Here is an 18,021-nt window from a genome sequence, read left to right on the forward strand (position 1 = left end):
CGGGAAAAAGTCCTTCATCGGAGTTATGAAGGCCTAAAAGGAGGAATTCAGGCAGGAAAAAGTCGTTCATTGGAGTTATGAGGGTCAAAATGGAGGAATCCAGCCGGGAAAAAGTCGTTCATCGGGGTTATGAAGGCCAAAATGGAGAGATCCAGGCAGGAAAAAGTCGTTCATCGGGGTTATGAAGGCCCAAAAGGAGGAATTCAGGCAGGGGAAAGTCGTTCATCGGGGTTATGAAGGCCCAAAAGGAGGAATCTAGCCAGGAAAAAGTCCTTCATCCGGGAATTAAAGAAACAAAATCGGGGAAACAAGCAAAGGAAGGGGCTGTCCTAAGTCAGGATAACAGACTTGGGACAGCCCCCGTTTTACCGGTTAAATTTTTAAAAAGCGCGAAGGGTAGGCTGTTTTACCGCGCCGAGTTTGAGGAACGGAGATGGATAATTGTTGTTTCGCCCGAGTTGCGGCAACATATAGCAACCTTCGTTCTTCCTCTAATGGAGCAAGCTCTCCTTTGCGATAGGCTTCAAGGGAGAAGTCATGTGGTAAGCTGCCGTCCACAGCAGCTAATAAATACACCGATTCATATTCGAGCCCTTTCGCACGATGAATGGTCGTTAATTGAACCGCATCGATGTCTTGCCTCGACCATTGTTTCACTTCTTGAATCATGGCTGTCATATGGTCGACATGTTCTAGTAACGCTTCCACCGTATCGAAGCGTTTAGCGGCAACGCGTAAATCTCGAATATCATCAGAGCCCTTCTCAATGCCCGCTTCATTTCCGCGCTTCTTAATGAAATCTTGATAGCCTAAGTCCTTCTCGATAATTTCTAAGGCAGCAAGCGGAGATAAGTTCTTTAAACTGCGAATTTGAGCTGGAATCTTTTTTAATTTGCGTTGTTGAAAAGCATGTTTTGTTTGGACAAAGCCAAAAGCATCAATATAATCGCAGTCTTGAAGAATGGTTTGAGCTTTTAATTCCTGCAGCACACTTTGCTTTAAAAAGAGCGCAGACAGTACATCGCCTGCTGCTTTTGTATCATCTGGATTTACACTTAAACGTAAAAAAGCTAAAATCCCTCGAATCACTCGTCGTTGATAAAAGGATTCTGCGTCTTTTTCAATGATAAAGGGGATGTTTGAAGCAGCGAGTCGTTCAAAAATAGCACGTGACATCGAATGCGTGCGATATAGAATGGCGAAGTCGCTAGGCCTTGCTCCTTTTGCGAGCTTTTCTTGGATATCTGTTAAAATCATCGTCGCTTCAGCTTCTTCATCATATGGATAAAATAAAATAGGAGCTGCACCGTTATTATGCTGGGCATGCATTGTTTTACTAAGGCGCTTCTGATTACGACTAATAATTCGATTTGCAGTCGAAACAATTTCGTGCGAAGAGCGGTAGTTCTCGGTTAATTTAATCGTTTTTGTTCCCGGGAAATCGTGGGCAAAGTTTAAAATATATTGCGGATCACTTCCACGGAATGAATAAATCGCTTGATCATCATCGCCGACGACAAAAACATTTTTTTCCAAAATGGAAAGGATTTTAATTAATTCATATTGAATTTTGTTAATATCCTGAAATTCATCAATAAGAAAATAGCGAAATCGTTGTTGATATTTCAAAAGTAAGTCAGGATGATTTTGAAGGAATTGATAGCAGCCGACAAGCATATCATCGAAATCATAGTATCCGTTTTGCGCTTTATATTCCTCATATTTTTCATATAAAAATAAGCAAGATTTTTCCCAATCATCTTCGGCTCTCACGTCACGAGGGAAAACGAGTGAGTTTTTCCATAAGCCAATTTGACCGAGCGCTTGGTCATAGGCAAACTCTTTCTCATCTAACTCAAGTTCTCGACCTGCTTGCTTCAAGATCTTTTCTTTCTCCCAGTCCCATTTAAGCAGTAAATCTCGTCGCCATTTTTGAGGTTCATGAAACAGTAGAATTTTATAAAAAATACTATGAAAGGTGCCGCTCACGATTTGGGAGACGAGGGAAGGGCTCATGTTTGGATAGGTAAGTAAACGCTGTTGCATTTCTTTCGCGGACTTTGCTGTAAACGTAACGAGCATAATCGATCTTGGGTCAATTTGCTGCTCCATTAGCATATAAGCTGTACGCACTGTTAAAACGCGGGTTTTCCCGCTGCCGGCACCAGATAAGACGAGAACGGGTCCATCCACAGTTGTAGCGGCCAGCAATTGTTCCTGATCGAGCTGTATACCTATTGATTGTAAAGCATTCAAGTACGTACTAGTAATGGTTGATGGCACGGAAGGCGTTTCCACAAAAGCGGGATTTTTTGAAATCGGCCGAGCTTTTAGAAAAGGAGTAGGCTCCACTTTTTCTTCCGTAATTGTTCTTGATGTTGGAAGCTTAAAACCATTCAGCTCCATACTACTTTCTGTTTTGGGAACACTTTTGGCCTCAACTGTCGCTCCTGGACAGGGATTTGTTGTTCGTTGGTGATAAAAATAAGGCGGTTCATGGATACCTAAGTAAAGTTTTACTTGTTCAAGGCAGGCTGGACAAATAAGTTCATTACGCTTTCCTTGATCAAATAAGGTTTGCAGCTGACTTACTGAAATATATTGTAGGTTAATGAGTTCATCTCCTGATTTTGCTAGCTTCATTCTATATAAACCTCAAATCTTTTAAAAATATCCGTATATCTCATCATAGCAAAACATAATAGAAACAAAAAGACTAGATAAATTCAAAAGGATGTTCTGACATCAGCGTATTCCATCTAGTAGGAGCTAAAAATCAACATTCTTATATCAGTGAATCTATATTAAAAAATAATGAAAGGAAGAGGTGGAGAGAAATGGGATATATTGCATCTGTCACACCATATGATTATATTCAATATGCGAATCGTACTGTTGGAGCCGGTCGAAGAGATAAAGTGGTGAATCGTACTATCGCCGCTCCGCCGATAAAGCCTTATGCACGCGAAGAAATAGAAGGAGAGCACTTTATGAAGCACCAATGGAATCGTCAGCGGCATAATGGTCGTCAAGGGTACGAAAATTCTATGTATGTAAATAGAGTCCATCCAAAAATGATTGAGAATACGAAAGCAAGAATTACCGGTAAAGGGCTGTATATTAATGAATTAATTTAGACGCAAGAAAAAAGGACACATGATGTGTCCTTTTTTGTGGAGCAGTTTATAGAATGTCTAATTCTACGATAAGAGCTAACAATAATTGAAGAAGTAGTTGAATGTTTAGAGCAACTTGAGCATCTGTTGTTGTGATTTGGATGTCACGGCTATTTTCAACGATTGTTTTTTGACGAGTGATTTGTCTTGTGCGAGAAGATTGGATTAAGTCTTGTGTGATGCGGTTTGCTTCGTCGCTGTCAGCAATAGAGATGCTTACGACAACAGCAATTGCAGCTTGTAGTGCAGCTTGAAGGGAAAGAGCAGCTTTTACATCTGTTGAAGTTACGTTTACATCACAAGAATCTTTAATATAGATAAGCTCTTCAGAAACTTGAACTTGAGAATTCAGTTGAGCAGCGTCTTGCTCAATCACAGTGTCATCATTATGGCAATCAAGTGGATGACGTGTATCACGATCTAATGCAGACCATCTTCTGTCTTCACAATGATCATTATGATCATGACAGCTGCTGCGAAATACATTTTGGTTCATATAGTTTTTCCTCCTTAGGTTTTATTCCTTACTAAAATATGCGGTACTAGTCAATCTGGTTGGACGAAAGCCACGATTTATTTAGCTATTTTTTATCCTTTATTTCGTATGTGTTTGTTACTGGGTTTACATCCTTTTCAGTGACGCTCTTTTGACTGTTGATAAGAAGGTCAGCTTGTTTTTGTAAACTTTGGATGGTTGCTCTTAAATTCTCTTTTTCTCTTTCCGATAAATTATGGCTGCCACGCTTTACTCCGTATTTGTTTAATGTTCTAGAAACGAGAAGCTCCATCAATCTCTTTTGTGATTCATCCAAATTGAAGTCATCATTCATTGGATTTTTCCCTCCTTACTTATGGTTCTTAAGTAGACTATGTACATTAGCGGAGATTGGTATCAGACAGATGTGGATTTTTTAGAAGGATTTTTAAAAATAATGGGATGAATGGTTAGCGGGGCCGAAAGATGTGTGCTAATACCGTTGTAAAGCAAAGAAAAAACCCGCTGATGATTCAGCGGGTGAGAGTGTTACAGATTTTTTATCATCGTTTTATGAGGAATATTTTGATCCATATACTCTTCAGAAATCGTATGATAACCGAGCTTTTCATAAAAGGGAATAGCATGAACTTGGGATGATAGCTTGATTTGCGATACATGACGCTCGGCGGCATCCTCTTCAATCGCTTTCATAATAAGAGCTCCTGAACCTTTGCCTCGGCCATTCGCAAGCACGCAAATACGTTCCGCTTTCGCTATTCCATCAACGATGCGATAGCGGCCAGCCCCAATTGGTTGTTCTTGCTCATTGTATAGTACGAAATGAACGGCATCTTCTTCGAATTGATCGATTTCAGCTTCTGCCGGTACATGTTGTTCGTCAACGAATACCGTTCTTCTGACATAGTAGGCATCGTTACGTTCTTCAGGTGTTTTTGCAACTTTTACAAACACTTACTTATTCAGCTCCTAATCGGAAAGTTTCGTATACGGTCCAAACACCGTCTTCTAATTGATATAGCAGGTGAATACGATCTACTTTTTCTTGATGGTCTACATTTAAATTCGTTAACTGTCCCATGACATCTAAATGTTCATCATTGGATAATTCTTGAGCAATCGTAATATGCGGACTGAATGCATACTCCACATCTGTTTTATGAGTGCCCTCACCATGAAGAGCTTGATAGAGCATATCTAGTTCTGGTGCAGCCTCTACTTTTAGATAAATTGTATTGTTAGCTGGTTGAAACGATTTTGCTTTTGTTACGTTAATTAAAAATGGCTGCACGTTACTTGCGGCTTGTCGTACACGGCCTACAATCGTTGTCAGCTCTTCCTCAGTCGCTTCAAATGAGCTCTTGATTGTAATATGCGGAGGAATAAAGGAATATTTCGTATCGTAACGTTTACGGTAGGAGTTTGCGATATCCTGTAATTTTTTCGAAGGGAAAATAACAACACCATATTTCATAGATCGTAACCTCCAATATATTATTCTTAAAACAGATAATGAATGGCAAAAAGACGTTTGGGTTTATTTTACATGAATCATTAAAACATTTCCAACAATGCTCTTTTTAAATCTTTTTGCCAATACTTCCAAGTGTGTGTGCCTTCAAATTCTTCGTAAAAATAAGGAAAGCCTTTTTGATTCAATAATTGATGCAGCTCTCGATTCGGTTCAATAAAATTTGCACGCTTTCCATCTGTCGTTGGCACATCGGTTTCTTCTGTCCCAATTACATGATATAGCTCTAACAGATGGGGCTCCTCGAAATTTTGTACAGCTTTCATAACCGTTTCGTCGACAAGGGGCGACTGCATAATGACTTTGCCAAACGTATGTGGGTACTTCAATGCCGTTAATAAAGAAATCGTTCCTCCGAGTGAATCACCGATAAGCGCACGACCATATCCCATTTGATAAGTAGGAAACTCTTCATCTAAAAATGGAACAAGTTCATGTGCTAAGAAGCGAACATATGCCTCATGCTGCTCTCCATCTGGATGATATTTACGTCTGCGGTCAAAGCGATCTTGATAAGGGATTCCGACAATAATAATCTGCTCAATTTCATCATTGGATAAAAGCGCATCAGCTACGCGTCCAATTTTCCCCATTTGAAAATAATCGCGTCCGTCCTGCGCGATAACGAGCGTATATTTATATAATGGAGAGAAATTAAAAGGCAAGTAGACGAGCAGTTCAATTTCTTCTGATAATGCCTCGCTTTTGAATCTATATTCTTTAATCGTTCCACGCTGTGTACTCATGTATCAGCACTCCTATAATGAAAAATAATCGACCAATGTACGTGGTTATTTTAGCATAAAAGAGCTTGTCATTTCTCGTTAAATGATTAAGAACCACGCTTAGAAAAAGTAAGGCAGTTCTTTATATAATGATATAATAGAGGGGCATAACTCAAGTTGGGAGCGGAATAACATGACATCAAAACGCGTACACAGTAGAGAAGTAACGAAAGCTGCAAGAGAGGCGTTACTAGAACGAGGGGTAAGTATTGAGGCGATTGCTGAAATTGTCTACGAAATGCAGATACCCTATAATCATGATTTAACATTAGCAAATTGTATAGATAGCGTGGAACGCGTGCTTTTAAAAAGAGAAATACAGCATGCCATTCTCGTTGGCATTGAGCTGGATCGACTGGCAGAACAAAAGAAATTATCAGAGCCGCTGCAATCGATTATTGAATCGGATGAAGGGTTATTCGGAGTGGATGAAACGCTTGCCTTTGGGGCGGCCCTTTCGTACGGAAGTATTGCCGTGACAACATTCGGCCATCTAGACAAAAAGAAATTAGGCCTTATTAAAGAGCTCGATACAAAAGCGGAAGGTAAGGTCCATACGTTCTTAGATGATTTAATCGGAAGCATTGCTGCCAATGCTGCCTCTAGACTCGCTCACCGCATTAGAGATGAGGAAGATGGCATATTGAAAGGTGAGAAAGCGGTTCGTGCAGAAGCAGAATTAGTAAGATAAGAGAGAAAAGGCTGTTTGAAAGTTCTACTTTTAGGCAGCTTCTTCTTAATAGTGACGAATAATTATGCTAACCTTTAAGCAAATAGGTAGAGTCTATTTAGTTGACTTTCGATTAATTGTTTATATAATAGAAGATAGATAGTATACATACGATCTGTTAGCTCAGTTGGGAGAGCATCACCTTGACAGGGTGGGGGTCGGGGGTTCAAGTCCCTCACAGGTCATCATCTAAACAAGGCTCAAATCCTTTTGTATCAAGGGTTTGGGCTTTTTCTATTTTAGCTAGACACCCCACCAAATGGCACGAATAGTGGGATTGGTGCCATTTTGGTGCCCACGATGATTTACTGTGTTTTAGATAGTAAAGCATCAATCTGATTAGCTGCTTCTTCTTGCATGTTTGGAAGTACATGCGAATAGATATCCAGTGTCGTTTTAATATTACTGTGACACTAAGCCGCTCGGAAATAACTTTAGCATGTATGCCTTGGGCAAGCAGCATTGTCGCATGAGTATGCCCTAGATCAAGGAAACGAATAAGAGGTACATCCGCTTCCTTTCATGAAGATGCTCCGCGAAATTAATAGGCGAAGGCTCAAAATACGTTCCTTTGATTACCTCTGACTCAATCAAGGCAAGCACCTTTCAGCATTCTCCTTTTCAGTGATGTCCCCTAAAGGTATGACAAGCTTCTATACATTTTTAAAATATGTCAATTTAAAGCTCCTCTTTTGTATTCCCTTACATACCGTGAGTACTTAGTTCTAAAAAAATTCCAAAATTAATAGGATTTTATAGTGGCGAAAGGGGGGAGAAAGTGTGAAGCGGTATCGTGTTATTGGGAAAAGCGTCCTAAAGAAAGAAAGTTGGGATAAGGTCTCCGGGAGAGTAAAGTATATTGATGATCATCAAGAGGTTGGTACATTACATGTGAAGCTGTTGACGAGTACCTATGCACATGCCTATATAGGAAATGTTGATACAACAGAAGCGTGGAAGGTACCGGGAGTGCGTGCGATTGTAACTGGCAAAGACTATCCACTGTTGATTGGGACTACTATTAAAGATCGCCCGCTGCTTGCATTTGACAAGGTACGATATTATGGAGAACCAATTGCAATGGTCATCGCAGATACGGAAGCCATTGCCATTCAAGCGGTCACTTTAATATGTGTTGAGTACAAACCTCTGCGTGTAGTGAATTCACCTGTTGAGGCATATCAAAAGGACGCTCCCCTTGTTCATGATCAAATTGAACAATACCTAATTGACCAAGATGCTGACACCACAGGTACATCCGGAGGTATACGACCTGTGCCTGGCACAAATATAGCGAACCGACAAGGAATTCGAAAGGGTAATATTGAACGCGGGTTTGCTCGGAGTGACGTAATTGTAGAAGAAGTGTTTTCATTTAAACAATCTGATCATACAGCAATAGAGACAAGATGTGCAGATGTAGAAATTAAAAAGACTGGAGAAGTGATTATACATTCTGCCTCGCAAGAACCGTTTGAAATGAGAGAATTGATTAGTCAAACGTTTAATATTGATGAAGGAAAGGTGCACGTTCATATTCCCTTAGTCGGGGGATCGTTTGGTGCTAAAACGAGTGTGCAATTAGAACCGTTGGCATATGTTGCTTCTAAAGCGGTAGGTGGAAGAAAGGTAAGGCTTCGTAATAGTCGTGAGGAAGACATTGTTACATCTCCCGTTCATATTGGATTACATGCAAAGGTCAAAATGGGGTGTACACGCGACGGAAAATTACAAGCTATAAAGCTCTTTTTTTTATTTGACGGTGGTGCTTATGCAGAAAGGGCAGTCCCTGTTACTAAGGCTGCAGCGTTTGATTGTACTGGGCCTTACACCATAGATCATGTATGGTGTGATTCACTATGTATGTATACAAATCATCCGTACGCAACCGATTTTCGGGGATTCGGGCGTACTGAGGTTGCTTTCGGAGTAGAAAGAACGATAGATATAATGGCAAATAAACTGGGAATGTGTCCGTTGGAATTTCGTTTGAAAAATGCGATACAGCCAGGTGACACGTCGCCTACAAAAGTTCTTTTGAATAAAAGTAATCTTGGAGATATCAGGGAATGCTTGTTGCAGCTAAGGGAGCTTATTGATTGGGATAGAGGACAGCGAATTGACATTTCGGATCGAATTGTACGGACAAAAGGAATTAGTTGTACTTGGAAGAATGGGGATCCACCGCCAGGTGTTGGAGCAGGCGCAATATTAACTTTTAACTCGGATGGCGGTATAAATATTAATTGCGCGGCAATAGAAATAGGTCAAGGAACAAAAACAGTTTTAACGCAAATGGTTGCCGAAAAAATGAAGATGGACGTAGACGATGTGTTTATTCAAATGGAGGTAAATACGCAGTTATCTCCTGAGCATTGGGAGACTGCAGCGAGTCGAACAACGTTTCTATCCGGAAATGCAGTTCTTAGAGCTGTAGAAGATGCGATTAGGCAATTAAAAAGAACTGCAGCCATTATATTGAAAGTTCCAGTAGATGAGTTGGAGGTTGCTAATAAAAAAGTATATAAGAAGACCTCACCTAGTATTTCAATAGATTTTTCTGAGATTGTGTATGGTTATATATTTCCAGATGGTAAAGTCGCCGGAACGCAAGTTGTTGGAAGAGGAACGTATATGATTCCAGGAATTACGGAAATGGATCCGGTAACAGGAAGAGGCATTCAGGGACCAGAGTGGGGTGTGGTAGCTCAAGCGGTGGAAGTTGAATTTGACAAAAGGGATAATACTTTTAAGTTAATCCGCGCTGTAAGTGTTGCTGATGCGGGTACAATCTTGAACTATAAAGGCGCCGAGACACAGGTGATGGGCGCGATGAATATGGGACTAAGCTTTGCGACGAGAGAAGGATTTCTGTATGATGATCAGGGCAAAGTCTTAACCACACAGTTTCGATCTTATAAAGTGATGCATTATGGAGAGCAGCCCGAGTATATCGTCCGATTCATTGAAAACCCAGTAAAGGGTGCCCCATTTGGTTCTCGGGGACTTGGTGAGCACGGGATAATGGGTATGCCTGCAGCGGTTGCAAATAGTTTATCCCTCGCAGCAAATGTTTCACTACAACAGTTGCCTCTTACTCCAGAGTTTATTTGGAAGACAAGGCTGAAAGCAGGGGAGGTGTATTAATGCTCCACTTCAATTTTGATTATTATCGCCCTTCTTCGATAGATGAGGCAGTGGAATTGTTTGATAAGCTAGATCAAGATGGGAAGAAACCGATATATTTAAGCGGTGGAACGGAAATAACTACGCTCGGAAGACTAAATCAGGTTTTCACAAAGGCAGTGATCGATGTAAAAGGTATTCCTGAATGTAATGTCCTGGATTATAAGCAAGATTCTGTTGTTGTTGTTGGAGCAGCCCTTACCCTAACACAAGTTTGGGAATCAAAAATATTACCCCTGCTTGGCGAGGCTTGTGTAAGGATAGGCGACCGTACATCAAGGAATCAAATTACGTTGGGAGGAAATCTTGCTAGTGAAATCATCTATCGTGAAGCCGTACTCCCATTGCTACTATCTAATAGTACTTTTGTAGTTGCAGGCATTGAAGGTATTCGCCAACTTTCAGTTCATAAGATTTTCAAAGAAAAGCTGCGCTTAAAGCGAGGGGAATTTCTTGTACAAATTAAAGTAGACGGAAAGTATAGGAAAATGCCTTTCTATATTGAGAAAAAAAGGAAGAGTGAACGAGTAGATTATCCCCTTATAACACTAGAAGCATTAAAAGTTGATCGTTCAATTCGGTTAGCGATAAGTGGATTGTGTGCCTTTCCATTTCGATCTTATGAGATGGAGAAAGAGTTAAATAACACAGATATATCTATTGAGGAACGGATTGACAGGGCCATACTTCGAATCCCGGCCCCTGTCATAAGTGATATACGCGGCTCTAGGGAATATCGTATATTTGTCCTGAGAAATACACTTCTCGATGCGCTAATTTATTTAGGAGGGGTGAGAGCGTGATTGAAAAATTGACACTTGATATAAATGGAGAACAGTGGGTGGCGACTGTTAGAATGGCAGATACGCTTTTAGATGTTTTAAGAGAAAAACTTGACTTAACAGGAGCCAAGCGCGGCTGTGAGAACGGTGATTGCGGTTCCTGTACGGTGCTTGCAGACGGTTTGCCAGTCAAGTCATGCATGATGCTGGCAGTTGATGCTATCGGTAAGAAGCTGACTACAATCGAAGGATTACAAGACACTCCTATGCAGCATGCTTTTGTTGAGAAATGGGCTTTTCAGTGCGGTTATTGTACATCTGGATTTATTATGAACGCACATGCGCTCGTGAACCAACATCCTGACGCAACCGATGAGATCATGGAAGAATGGCTCAGCTCTAATATTTGTCGGTGTACTAGTTACCAGGAAATTCGCGAAGCCGTAAAATCAGTTTTAAAGGAGCAGCGTTTCGATAGAAAAAGACCAAGAAACAGGCGTTAGTAGTCCACTAGTATAGAACATTAATTATGAAATTAGGTTATTTGGTTCCTAAAGAATAAGGCAATGGGTGATCATATGAGTGAATTCTATCGATATATAAAAATATTGAATAAACACAATGAGGACTACTTTGTAAGGGCAACTGTCATTGAGGTATTGGGATCAGCCTATAGGCATAAAGGAGCGACTATGTTCTTCGGAAAAGATGGTAAACAGTATGGTACTTTAAGTGCGGGCTGTTTAGAAGAGGATTTATCCTATCATGCAACGGGAGTGATGACTACTTTACATTCTAAGGTCGTTGAATATGATCTAGCCTCTGATAACGACATCCTTTGGGGAATTGGATCAGGGTGCAATGGGAAAATTAAAATCCTACTGGAACCATTCGGATGGAGCCATATACCTCCGAACCACAATCGGCCATTAATGCCCGTAATAGAACGGCTTCTTGACGATGGAAAATCCATTTTTGTCGTAAAAAGCATAGAAGGGAAAGTAGCAGCAGGGACTACAATTTTTTGTTCAAATGATGAAATGGTGACCGGTCATGTAGAAGACCAAGACATTAAGCAAAGGTTAGTATCTTATTTAAAAGAGTTTTCCATTTTAGGCACCGATTTTCAGTATACATTTATACATGATTTAGAAAGCGAATTTATTTTCGAAAGAATTAAACCTAGGGATACATTATACATTTTTGGTGCAGGTCCAGATGTAGAGCCTGTTGTTAAACTTACCTCGGCATTCGATTTTGAAACAATAGTTATTGATCCAAGAAGCAATAGGTGTAATCGTAATTTCTTTCCAACTGCGCACTTCTTAATTAATGAGCATCCCGAAGTATTTTTAAAGGAAAACAAGCTACGGGAAAATAGTTATGTCATAATAATGACCCACAATTTCTCTCGGGATAAACAAATACTACCGTTACTGTTGGAGCATTCCCCTCCCTGCTATATTGGGATATTGGGCTCAAGGGCCAGAACAGAACGTTTACGCCCCCCAAAACAATTGCTTGATAAAATACATTCTCCAGTGGGCCTACATATCGGTGCAGAAGGGCCGGAGGAAATTAGTATAAGTATTATGGCTCAGCTAATACAATTTAGAAAGCAGTATTCGTTGAAAAATGAAAAAAGAATATCTTTAATACCATGAATCTATGGTGAATAATAACATTAGAATTTCTGCTGTAATTCTTGCGTCAGGTATGTCTACACGAATGGGCACTGCTAAACAGCTTATAACGTTTCAAGGAGTGCCTCTTTTAAAATATATTATTTATAAAACCCTTTTTTTATTTTGGTGAAATTTACGAAACTATAGGACGCAACTCAAAAGAATTATGAGTTTGATTAAATAGGTTAACTGTTTTCGTTGGAGGCACTGTACATACTTTTGCCAATTCCACCTCTCTGTCTCGTGATTGTCAAGATAAGCTTTAGGTGAGGGGAGAAGCTTCTGGGCCTGCCAACTGTTCATGCAATATGACACGTATACAAATGAAAATGCCCACGTCAATGAAAACGCAGGCGATGTAAGTTGTTTAGTTTCGTGTTACGGTAAAAAGCACAAAAGAATGTGGTCACTTAGGGGATTATAAGGTCTTTGGATATGGTCTTATGCAGGTTGTCTTTTTTAAAAAACAGGACCATGTGAGGTTTACGAAGATTTTCTATAATAAATTGGAATCGTTCCTATTGGAGTAATCTGGGCTGGAGTAGGGTCCAATACAACTGGAACAGGAGGACGATGAGATGGACCAACTTTCTTACCTTTTCGATATTGTTGATTACTTTGACCATTAACTAACTCTAGAACGTGTTCATTAGAGTATGCACTCTTATTATGAATGTCATTTCTTTCATAATTACGACCAAATAAAAAAGCATCAAACTTACTTTTAGAAGCCATATCACCACTCCTGCATTAAAAATTTGTCATGTTGTCAATATATACAAAATCCGATTAATTGGTGTGTCAACACTAAACTAAACAATTTTTTTAAGGTGTTCAAGTTTGTAATCAATCGGACTTACATAACCGAGTGTCCCGTGAATTCGTATGTGATTAAACCAATGGACGTAGTCGTGTAATTCCCTTGTTAATTCTTCTAAACTATCAAAATGTTGACCTTTCACAAACTCTGTTTTGATGATTTTAAACATTGCTTCAGCTACCGCATTGTCATAGGGGCAGCCCTTCATGCTCAAAGATTGTTGAATCTGAAACGCCTCTAAAGCGTCGTCAATCAACTTATTTTTAAACTCATTTCCACGATTCGTATGGAATAGCTTTATTTTACGCAGGTCGACCTTGATGGAGATAAACCAATAAGGCATCTTTGTTCGGGCCTGTACTGAAGCCTACGATTTCTCGATTAAAGAGATCGACAAATAACACATACGTAATGCCATTTTTGATTGACCCTTACGTACGTCAAATCGCTTACAACCACCGTCATTTCTTCCCCTGGTCGAACGCACGGTTTAGTTTATTCTTCTGTTCGGATTCATTACATGATGTCGTATGAGGCTTAAATTGGGCTAGGGTGTAGGTCGAAACCAGGCCCTGCTCTTGCATAATGCGCCCAATTCTTCGTCTAGAGACGATGAGTCCGCGCTTTTTTAATTCTACCTTGATTTTACGTGTCCCATAATTTTGACGACTTGCCTGGAATACATCGATCACATCGGACGTAATATCATCCTCTGTTGCTCTTTCTTTTGCTTCATAATAATAGGTGCTTCTAGGAATTTGTAGGACTTTGCACATCGCTGATATCGAGTATTTATGTTGATTATTCTGGATCACATTTACTTTCGTCCTAGTATCAGCGCGGCTTGCTTTAAAATATCATTTTCCATTTCTAGTTGCTTATTTCGCGTTCGGAGTTCGATCAGTTCCTTTTGTTCAGCCGTTAGGTTATCTTTTTCCTTAAAAGAACCGGAATTCTGACTCTGACTCACCCATTTATCTAAAGAAGAAGGAGTCAGGTCATACTCACGAATAATCTCTTTTCTTAGTTTTCCATTTTGGTACAACTGGACGATCTGTTGTTTGAACTCTTCTGTAAATGTTCGACGTTCTCTTTTGGTCATGTAGATTCTCCTCAAATGTATGATCTGTAGTCTACTTAACCTTAAAAATTCTGTCCAACTAAGTGTAGCCTATCCACAATTCGTAAAAGCGTACATGTTGCGAAACAATGTGTACGCTTTTTTGTATTTAAGACAATTGTTTTAAATACATTTTCGGTGTCGTACACATATGTTTTTTGAACTGTTTAATGAAATGTGCTTGGTCATAGTAACCGCCTTTATGTATTAAATCTTGGAAGTCGATTTGGTCGTCTGTATTTAATAAATTGATCGTTTGCTGGAATTGCACAACTTGCGCAAATTGTTTGGGCGATAAACCAATAAATCGTTCGAATAATCTTCGAATATATTGTTCTGTATAACCAGTCGAATTCGCGACCATTTTGAGAGAGCATTGACCATTGAATGTATAAATTTGTTGAATCGTTGTTTGGATAATTTTCATTTCTAGGAGAGGTTCTTGTTCAAGGGTTATTAAAAATTGTTGTAGTACTTGTATGCGTGTGCGAAACGATGGCGCTTCATAAAGGCGTTGGAAAATTTGTTTGTCGAAGTGGAGTGTTTGTTGAAGATGGATGACTTGTTCAATAAACAGCTTCATCGGATCTTTAAATGTTAGCATTGTTTGTTCTGGCCAAAAGCGAACGCCAAAATAATGTGCATTTTTTTTGAGAAAGTTTTGCTCTTTTCGTGCGAATGGTGTCGTCCATAAATATGCTTTTTCTTCTGTATCGGATAGTAAAAATAAAAGGTCGAAACAACCGTCTGGCACAATCGTAATTGGAAAAGTAGCGACATCTCTTGTAGTGAATTCATAAAAAATAGCGACCTGTTTTGCGAAATGTCCTTTAAGTGGCTTCCATTCCTCATAAGTGTATGTATAGCGGAATAAATCAGGTTGCATCGGAAAGAAATTCAGTTTATACATAAGATCACTCCTAAATTTTATTTTATGTAATTAAATATAACTATTAGTTTCGTTTTTTACAATAAACATTTTGGGATTTTGAATAATATGTTATTAAACCTAACGCGAATGAGTTCGCTTAGATAACGTAGAGGAGGAATTTAAAATGTTGTTACAAAATGAACAAGTAGTGAATGTATTACACCCATTAGAGCCGCTTTCAGCAGATGAGATTAAGTTAGCGGTTGAAATTGTGAAAAGTGAAAAAGCATTAACAGATAAAGTACGTTTTGCGACGGTCGTATTAGAAGAACCTGATAAAGATGTCGTATTAAACTTTAAAAAAGGTGACGCATTTAATCGCCAAGCAGCGTTAATTATTTTAGAACCACAAACGAATCAAACGTTTGAAGCAGTTGTTTCATTAACAGATCAAACGCTTGTGTCATATGAAGAAGTGTTAGATGTAAGGCCAGGCTATATGTTAGATGAATTTGACGAAGTTGAAAAATTGGTCATTGAAGACCTTGCTTATCAAGAAGCATTGAAAAAACGTGGTGTCACAGATCCGACGCTTGTAATGATTGATCCTTGGTCAGCAGGTTATTACAATATTCCTGAAGATGAAGGAAAACGTGTCGTACGTGCACTTGCATGGGTACGCCCAGCAGCGGGAAAGAACGGTTACGGTTTCCCAATCACTGGTTTAATTGCAGTTGTTGACGTAAACAAAATGGAAATTTTACGTATTGAAGATTATGGTGTAAAACCATTACCACCAACAGATAGCGCATACGTACCAGAAGATGCGAAAAGCATGCCGATTAACGTACGTACAGACGTTAAAAGATTAGATATTACGCAACCTGATGGCCCGAGCTTTGAATTTGAAGGACATTGTATCGATTGGCAAAAGTGGAAAATTCGTTTCGGTTTTACGCCACGTGAAGGTTTAGTATTACATACAGTGTCTTATAAAGACGGCGACAAAGAGCGTCCGATTTTATATCGTGCAGCATTATCAGAAATGGTCGTACCATACTCAGATACAAATCCAGCGCATAACTGGCAAAATGCATTTGATGCAGGAGAATATGGCATCGGGCAACTAGCAAACTCATTAGAACTTGGTTGTGATTGCTTAGGCCATATCCAATATTTCGATGCGGTAATGAGTAATAGTAAAGGAGAACCGTTCACTATTAAAAATGCGGTATGCTTACACGAAGAAGATTATGGTGTTGCATGGAAGCATACAGATTGGCGTACAAATAACGTAGAAGTTCGTCGTTCAAGACGTCTTGTAATTTCGTTCTTCGCAACAGTTGCTAACTACGATTACGGTTTCTTCTGGTCATTCTACCAAGACGGTACGATTGAATGTGAAGTGAAACTAACAGGTATTTTAAACGTCGGTGCATTAGAGCCAGGTGAAAAATCAAAATACGGCACAGAAGTTGCGCCACAAGTAAATGCGCCATATCACCAACATTTCTTCAACTTCCGTATTGACCCGATGATTGACGGGGTGAAAAACTCATTAGTTGAATCGCATACAGTAACGGAAGTAGCTGGTCCAGAAAATCCGAACAATAATGCTTTCTACACAGTATCGAATACGTTCAAAAAAGAATCGGAAGCGATTAGCAATATCGATTTACGTACACAAAAAACATGGAAAATCGTTAATCCGAATTCAACGAACTATTTAGGCCAGCCTGTCAGCTACAAAATCGTAACAGGTGAAAACTGCTTCCCATTCGCAACTGATGATGCAACGGTTATTAAGCGTGCGGGCTTCATTAAAAATCATTTATACGTTACAAAGTTTGACAAAAAAGAAATGTACGCTTCTGGTAAATATCCGAACCAATCAAAAGGTGGCGATAGTTTAGAACATTACGTAAAAGCAGATCGCGACATTGAAAATGAAGATATTGTCGTTTGGTACACAATGGGGCATCATCATATTACGCGTCCAGAAGATTGGCCAGTAATGCCAACCGCATATCAAAGTTTCCAACTAAAACCCGTAGGCTTCTTCGATCGTAATCCGGCAATCGATTTACCACGTCCGGAAAAGAAAATCACTTCTTGTAACTCGAATTCTTCTTGTCATTAAAAAAGTGAACTACTTGAGCATTTTGCTCAAGTAGTTTCTTTAAAGGTGGAATGCATATGTTAATTTTAATGAGTGGTTTTATCGCAATTTTATATACGTATGTTTTATATTTCTCAGCAAAAAAATTACAAGTGCGTAAAGCGGAGGGAAAAATGAAATGTGTCCCAATGGCTTATGGCATGATGTTCGGTACGTTAATCGGTCTCGTTGCAACATTTTTATATCCGGGTGATCTAGCAGTTACGACAGTCGTTTCGATGATTGTGAGTAGTTGTTTCGCTGTATTTGTCGGAAAGCTTTTCGACTTAGCGGGAATTATAGAAGCCTTAGGTGCGACGTTAATGGGTGCGATGATGGGTGCAATGTTAGCAGCAATGACACCAGATACACGTATTTCTTTTATGCTTATTGCAATGGATTTATTTTACGTTGCAGTCGTTGGCTTATTACTATACTTCATGAAACTACACAGTGTGAAAAAAGAAAAAGTGAATATGAAAAAAGTGACGCTTGGTGCATGTATTATTGCAGTAGCAACATGTACAACGTTAGTGTCATCCGTTTTACTCGATCAGATGGAGAACCCGCAACAAGTAGAACAATCGGATCATATGCATCACCATGAATAGATTTGGAGGTGGGATCATGAAAAGATTTTTAATTACTTTATTTTCTATTATGTTTATAAGTATTCTTTTT

Annotated in this window: 17 protein-coding genes, 1 tRNA gene and 2 pseudogenes; 10 read left to right on the top strand and 10 right to left on the bottom strand. The window is 39.4% G+C overall.

What is annotated here, in order from left to right; all coding sequences use genetic code 11:
• Nucleotides 1-372: 372 nt before the first annotated feature.
• On the bottom strand, nucleotides 373-2,643 hold the full coding sequence (locus D1953_RS14985) for a UvrD-helicase domain-containing protein (protein ID WP_119117994.1): 2,271 nt from the start codon (nucleotides 2,641-2,643) through the stop codon (nucleotides 373-375).
• Between the two features lie 194 nt (nucleotides 2,644-2,837).
• On the opposite strand from D1953_RS14985, the gene D1953_RS14990 reads away from it, so the two are divergent.
• Nucleotides 2,838-3,137, top strand: coding sequence for a hypothetical protein (locus D1953_RS14990; protein WP_119117995.1), 300 nt, complete (start codon nucleotides 2,838-2,840; stop codon nucleotides 3,135-3,137).
• Nucleotides 3,138-3,183: 46 nt separating this feature from the next.
• On the opposite strand, the gene D1953_RS14995 is transcribed toward D1953_RS14990, so the two are convergent.
• The 5 genes from D1953_RS14995 to D1953_RS15015 form a co-directional block, all read right to left on the bottom strand.
• Nucleotides 3,184-3,672, bottom strand: coding sequence for a spore coat protein (locus D1953_RS14995; RefSeq protein ID WP_119117996.1), 489 nt, complete (start codon nucleotides 3,670-3,672; stop codon nucleotides 3,184-3,186).
• Between the two features lie 85 nt (nucleotides 3,673-3,757).
• Nucleotides 3,758-4,006 carry a hypothetical protein gene (locus tag D1953_RS15000; RefSeq protein WP_119117997.1) on the bottom strand — a complete coding sequence of 83 codons (249 nt, stop codon included), beginning with the start codon at nucleotides 4,004-4,006 and terminating at the stop codon, nucleotides 3,758-3,760.
• A 194-nt stretch (nucleotides 4,007-4,200) separates the two neighbouring features.
• The gene (locus tag D1953_RS15005) at nucleotides 4,201-4,626 is read right to left on the bottom strand and encodes a GNAT family N-acetyltransferase (RefSeq protein ID WP_119117998.1); all 426 of its coding nucleotides are present in this window, start codon (nucleotides 4,624-4,626) and stop codon (nucleotides 4,201-4,203) included.
• Nucleotides 4,627-4,630: 4 nt separating this feature from the next.
• Nucleotides 4,631-5,146, bottom strand: a complete 516-nt coding sequence (locus D1953_RS15010; protein WP_119117999.1) for a 2'-5' RNA ligase family protein — start codon at nucleotides 5,144-5,146, stop codon at nucleotides 4,631-4,633.
• An 80-nt stretch (nucleotides 5,147-5,226) separates the two neighbouring features.
• Nucleotides 5,227-5,949 (bottom strand): alpha/beta hydrolase, encoded by a 723-nt coding sequence (locus D1953_RS15015; RefSeq protein ID WP_119118000.1) that lies wholly within the window; start codon nucleotides 5,947-5,949, stop codon nucleotides 5,227-5,229.
• Between the two features lie 172 nt (nucleotides 5,950-6,121).
• Between D1953_RS15015 and D1953_RS15020 the strand changes: the two genes are divergently transcribed.
• Entirely contained in the window at nucleotides 6,122-6,679 is a 558-nt protein-coding gene (locus tag D1953_RS15020) for a phosphatidylglycerophosphatase A family protein (RefSeq protein ID WP_119118001.1), read from the top strand.
• A 151-nt stretch (nucleotides 6,680-6,830) separates the two neighbouring features.
• Nucleotides 6,831-6,903 (top strand) — tRNA-Val (locus D1953_RS15025).
• A gap of 120 nt (nucleotides 6,904-7,023) precedes the next feature.
• On the opposite strand, the pseudogene D1953_RS21745 reads toward D1953_RS15025, so the two are convergent.
• Nucleotides 7,024-7,238: pseudogene (locus D1953_RS21745) on the bottom strand (tyrosine-type recombinase/integrase); the annotation flags it as partial.
• Nucleotides 7,239-7,498: 260 nt separating this feature from the next.
• Between D1953_RS21745 and D1953_RS15035 the strand changes: the two are divergent.
• The 5 genes from D1953_RS15035 to D1953_RS22215 all read left to right on the top strand — a co-directional run bounded on the left by D1953_RS15035 (nucleotide 7,499) and on the right by D1953_RS22215 (nucleotide 12,501).
• Nucleotides 7,499-9,865, top strand: a complete 2,367-nt coding sequence (locus D1953_RS15035) for a xanthine dehydrogenase family protein molybdopterin-binding subunit (protein ID WP_119118002.1) — start codon at nucleotides 7,499-7,501, stop codon at nucleotides 9,863-9,865.
• On the top strand, nucleotides 9,865-10,707 hold the full coding sequence (locus tag D1953_RS15040) for an FAD binding domain-containing protein (RefSeq protein ID WP_119118003.1): 843 nt from the start codon (nucleotides 9,865-9,867) through the stop codon (nucleotides 10,705-10,707). The genes D1953_RS15035 and D1953_RS15040 overlap by 1 nt, the downstream gene beginning before the upstream one ends.
• A complete protein-coding gene (locus D1953_RS15045; protein WP_119118004.1) occupies nucleotides 10,704-11,189 on the top strand; it encodes a (2Fe-2S)-binding protein in 486 nt (161 codons plus the stop codon). Before D1953_RS15040 ends, D1953_RS15045 begins: the two co-directional genes overlap by 4 nt.
• Nucleotides 11,190-11,264: 75 nt before the next feature.
• Nucleotides 11,265-12,350, top strand: a complete 1,086-nt coding sequence (locus tag D1953_RS15050) for an XdhC family protein (protein WP_182480625.1) — start codon at nucleotides 11,265-11,267, stop codon at nucleotides 12,348-12,350.
• A 4-nt stretch (nucleotides 12,351-12,354) separates the two neighbouring features.
• Nucleotides 12,355-12,501: an NTP transferase domain-containing protein gene (locus D1953_RS22215; RefSeq protein ID WP_119118006.1), complete on the top strand. Its 147-nt coding sequence runs from the start codon at nucleotides 12,355-12,357 to the stop codon at nucleotides 12,499-12,501.
• Nucleotides 12,502-12,854: 353 nt separating this feature from the next.
• Here D1953_RS22215 and D1953_RS15060 read toward each other — a convergent pair whose 3' ends face one another.
• From D1953_RS15060 to D1953_RS15070, 3 genes and pseudogenes are all read right to left on the bottom strand, one after another.
• Nucleotides 12,855-13,106 carry a hypothetical protein gene (locus tag D1953_RS15060; protein WP_119118007.1) on the bottom strand — a complete coding sequence of 84 codons (252 nt, stop codon included), beginning with the start codon at nucleotides 13,104-13,106 and terminating at the stop codon, nucleotides 12,855-12,857.
• A gap of 77 nt (nucleotides 13,107-13,183) precedes the next feature.
• Nucleotides 13,184-14,293: pseudogene (locus D1953_RS15065) on the bottom strand (IS3 family transposase).
• Between the two features lie 127 nt (nucleotides 14,294-14,420).
• A complete protein-coding gene (locus D1953_RS15070; protein ID WP_119118008.1) occupies nucleotides 14,421-15,221 on the bottom strand; it encodes a helix-turn-helix domain-containing protein in 801 nt (266 codons plus the stop codon).
• A 145-nt stretch (nucleotides 15,222-15,366) separates the two neighbouring features.
• Here D1953_RS15070 and D1953_RS15075 point away from each other — a divergent pair, with 145 nt between their 5' ends.
• Together D1953_RS15075 and D1953_RS15080 are read left to right on the top strand one after the other, a co-directional pair.
• Nucleotides 15,367-17,322, top strand: coding sequence for a primary-amine oxidase (locus D1953_RS15075; RefSeq protein ID WP_119118009.1), 1,956 nt, complete (start codon nucleotides 15,367-15,369; stop codon nucleotides 17,320-17,322).
• A 56-nt stretch (nucleotides 17,323-17,378) separates the two neighbouring features.
• Nucleotides 17,379-17,951: a hypothetical protein gene (locus tag D1953_RS15080; protein WP_119118010.1), complete on the top strand. Its 573-nt coding sequence runs from the start codon at nucleotides 17,379-17,381 to the stop codon at nucleotides 17,949-17,951.
• Nucleotides 17,952-18,021: the final 70 nt, after the last annotated feature.

The sequence above is a fragment of the Peribacillus asahii genome (assembly GCF_003570725.1).
Classification (GTDB): Bacteria; Bacillota; Bacilli; order Bacillales; family DSM-1321; genus Peribacillus; species Peribacillus asahii.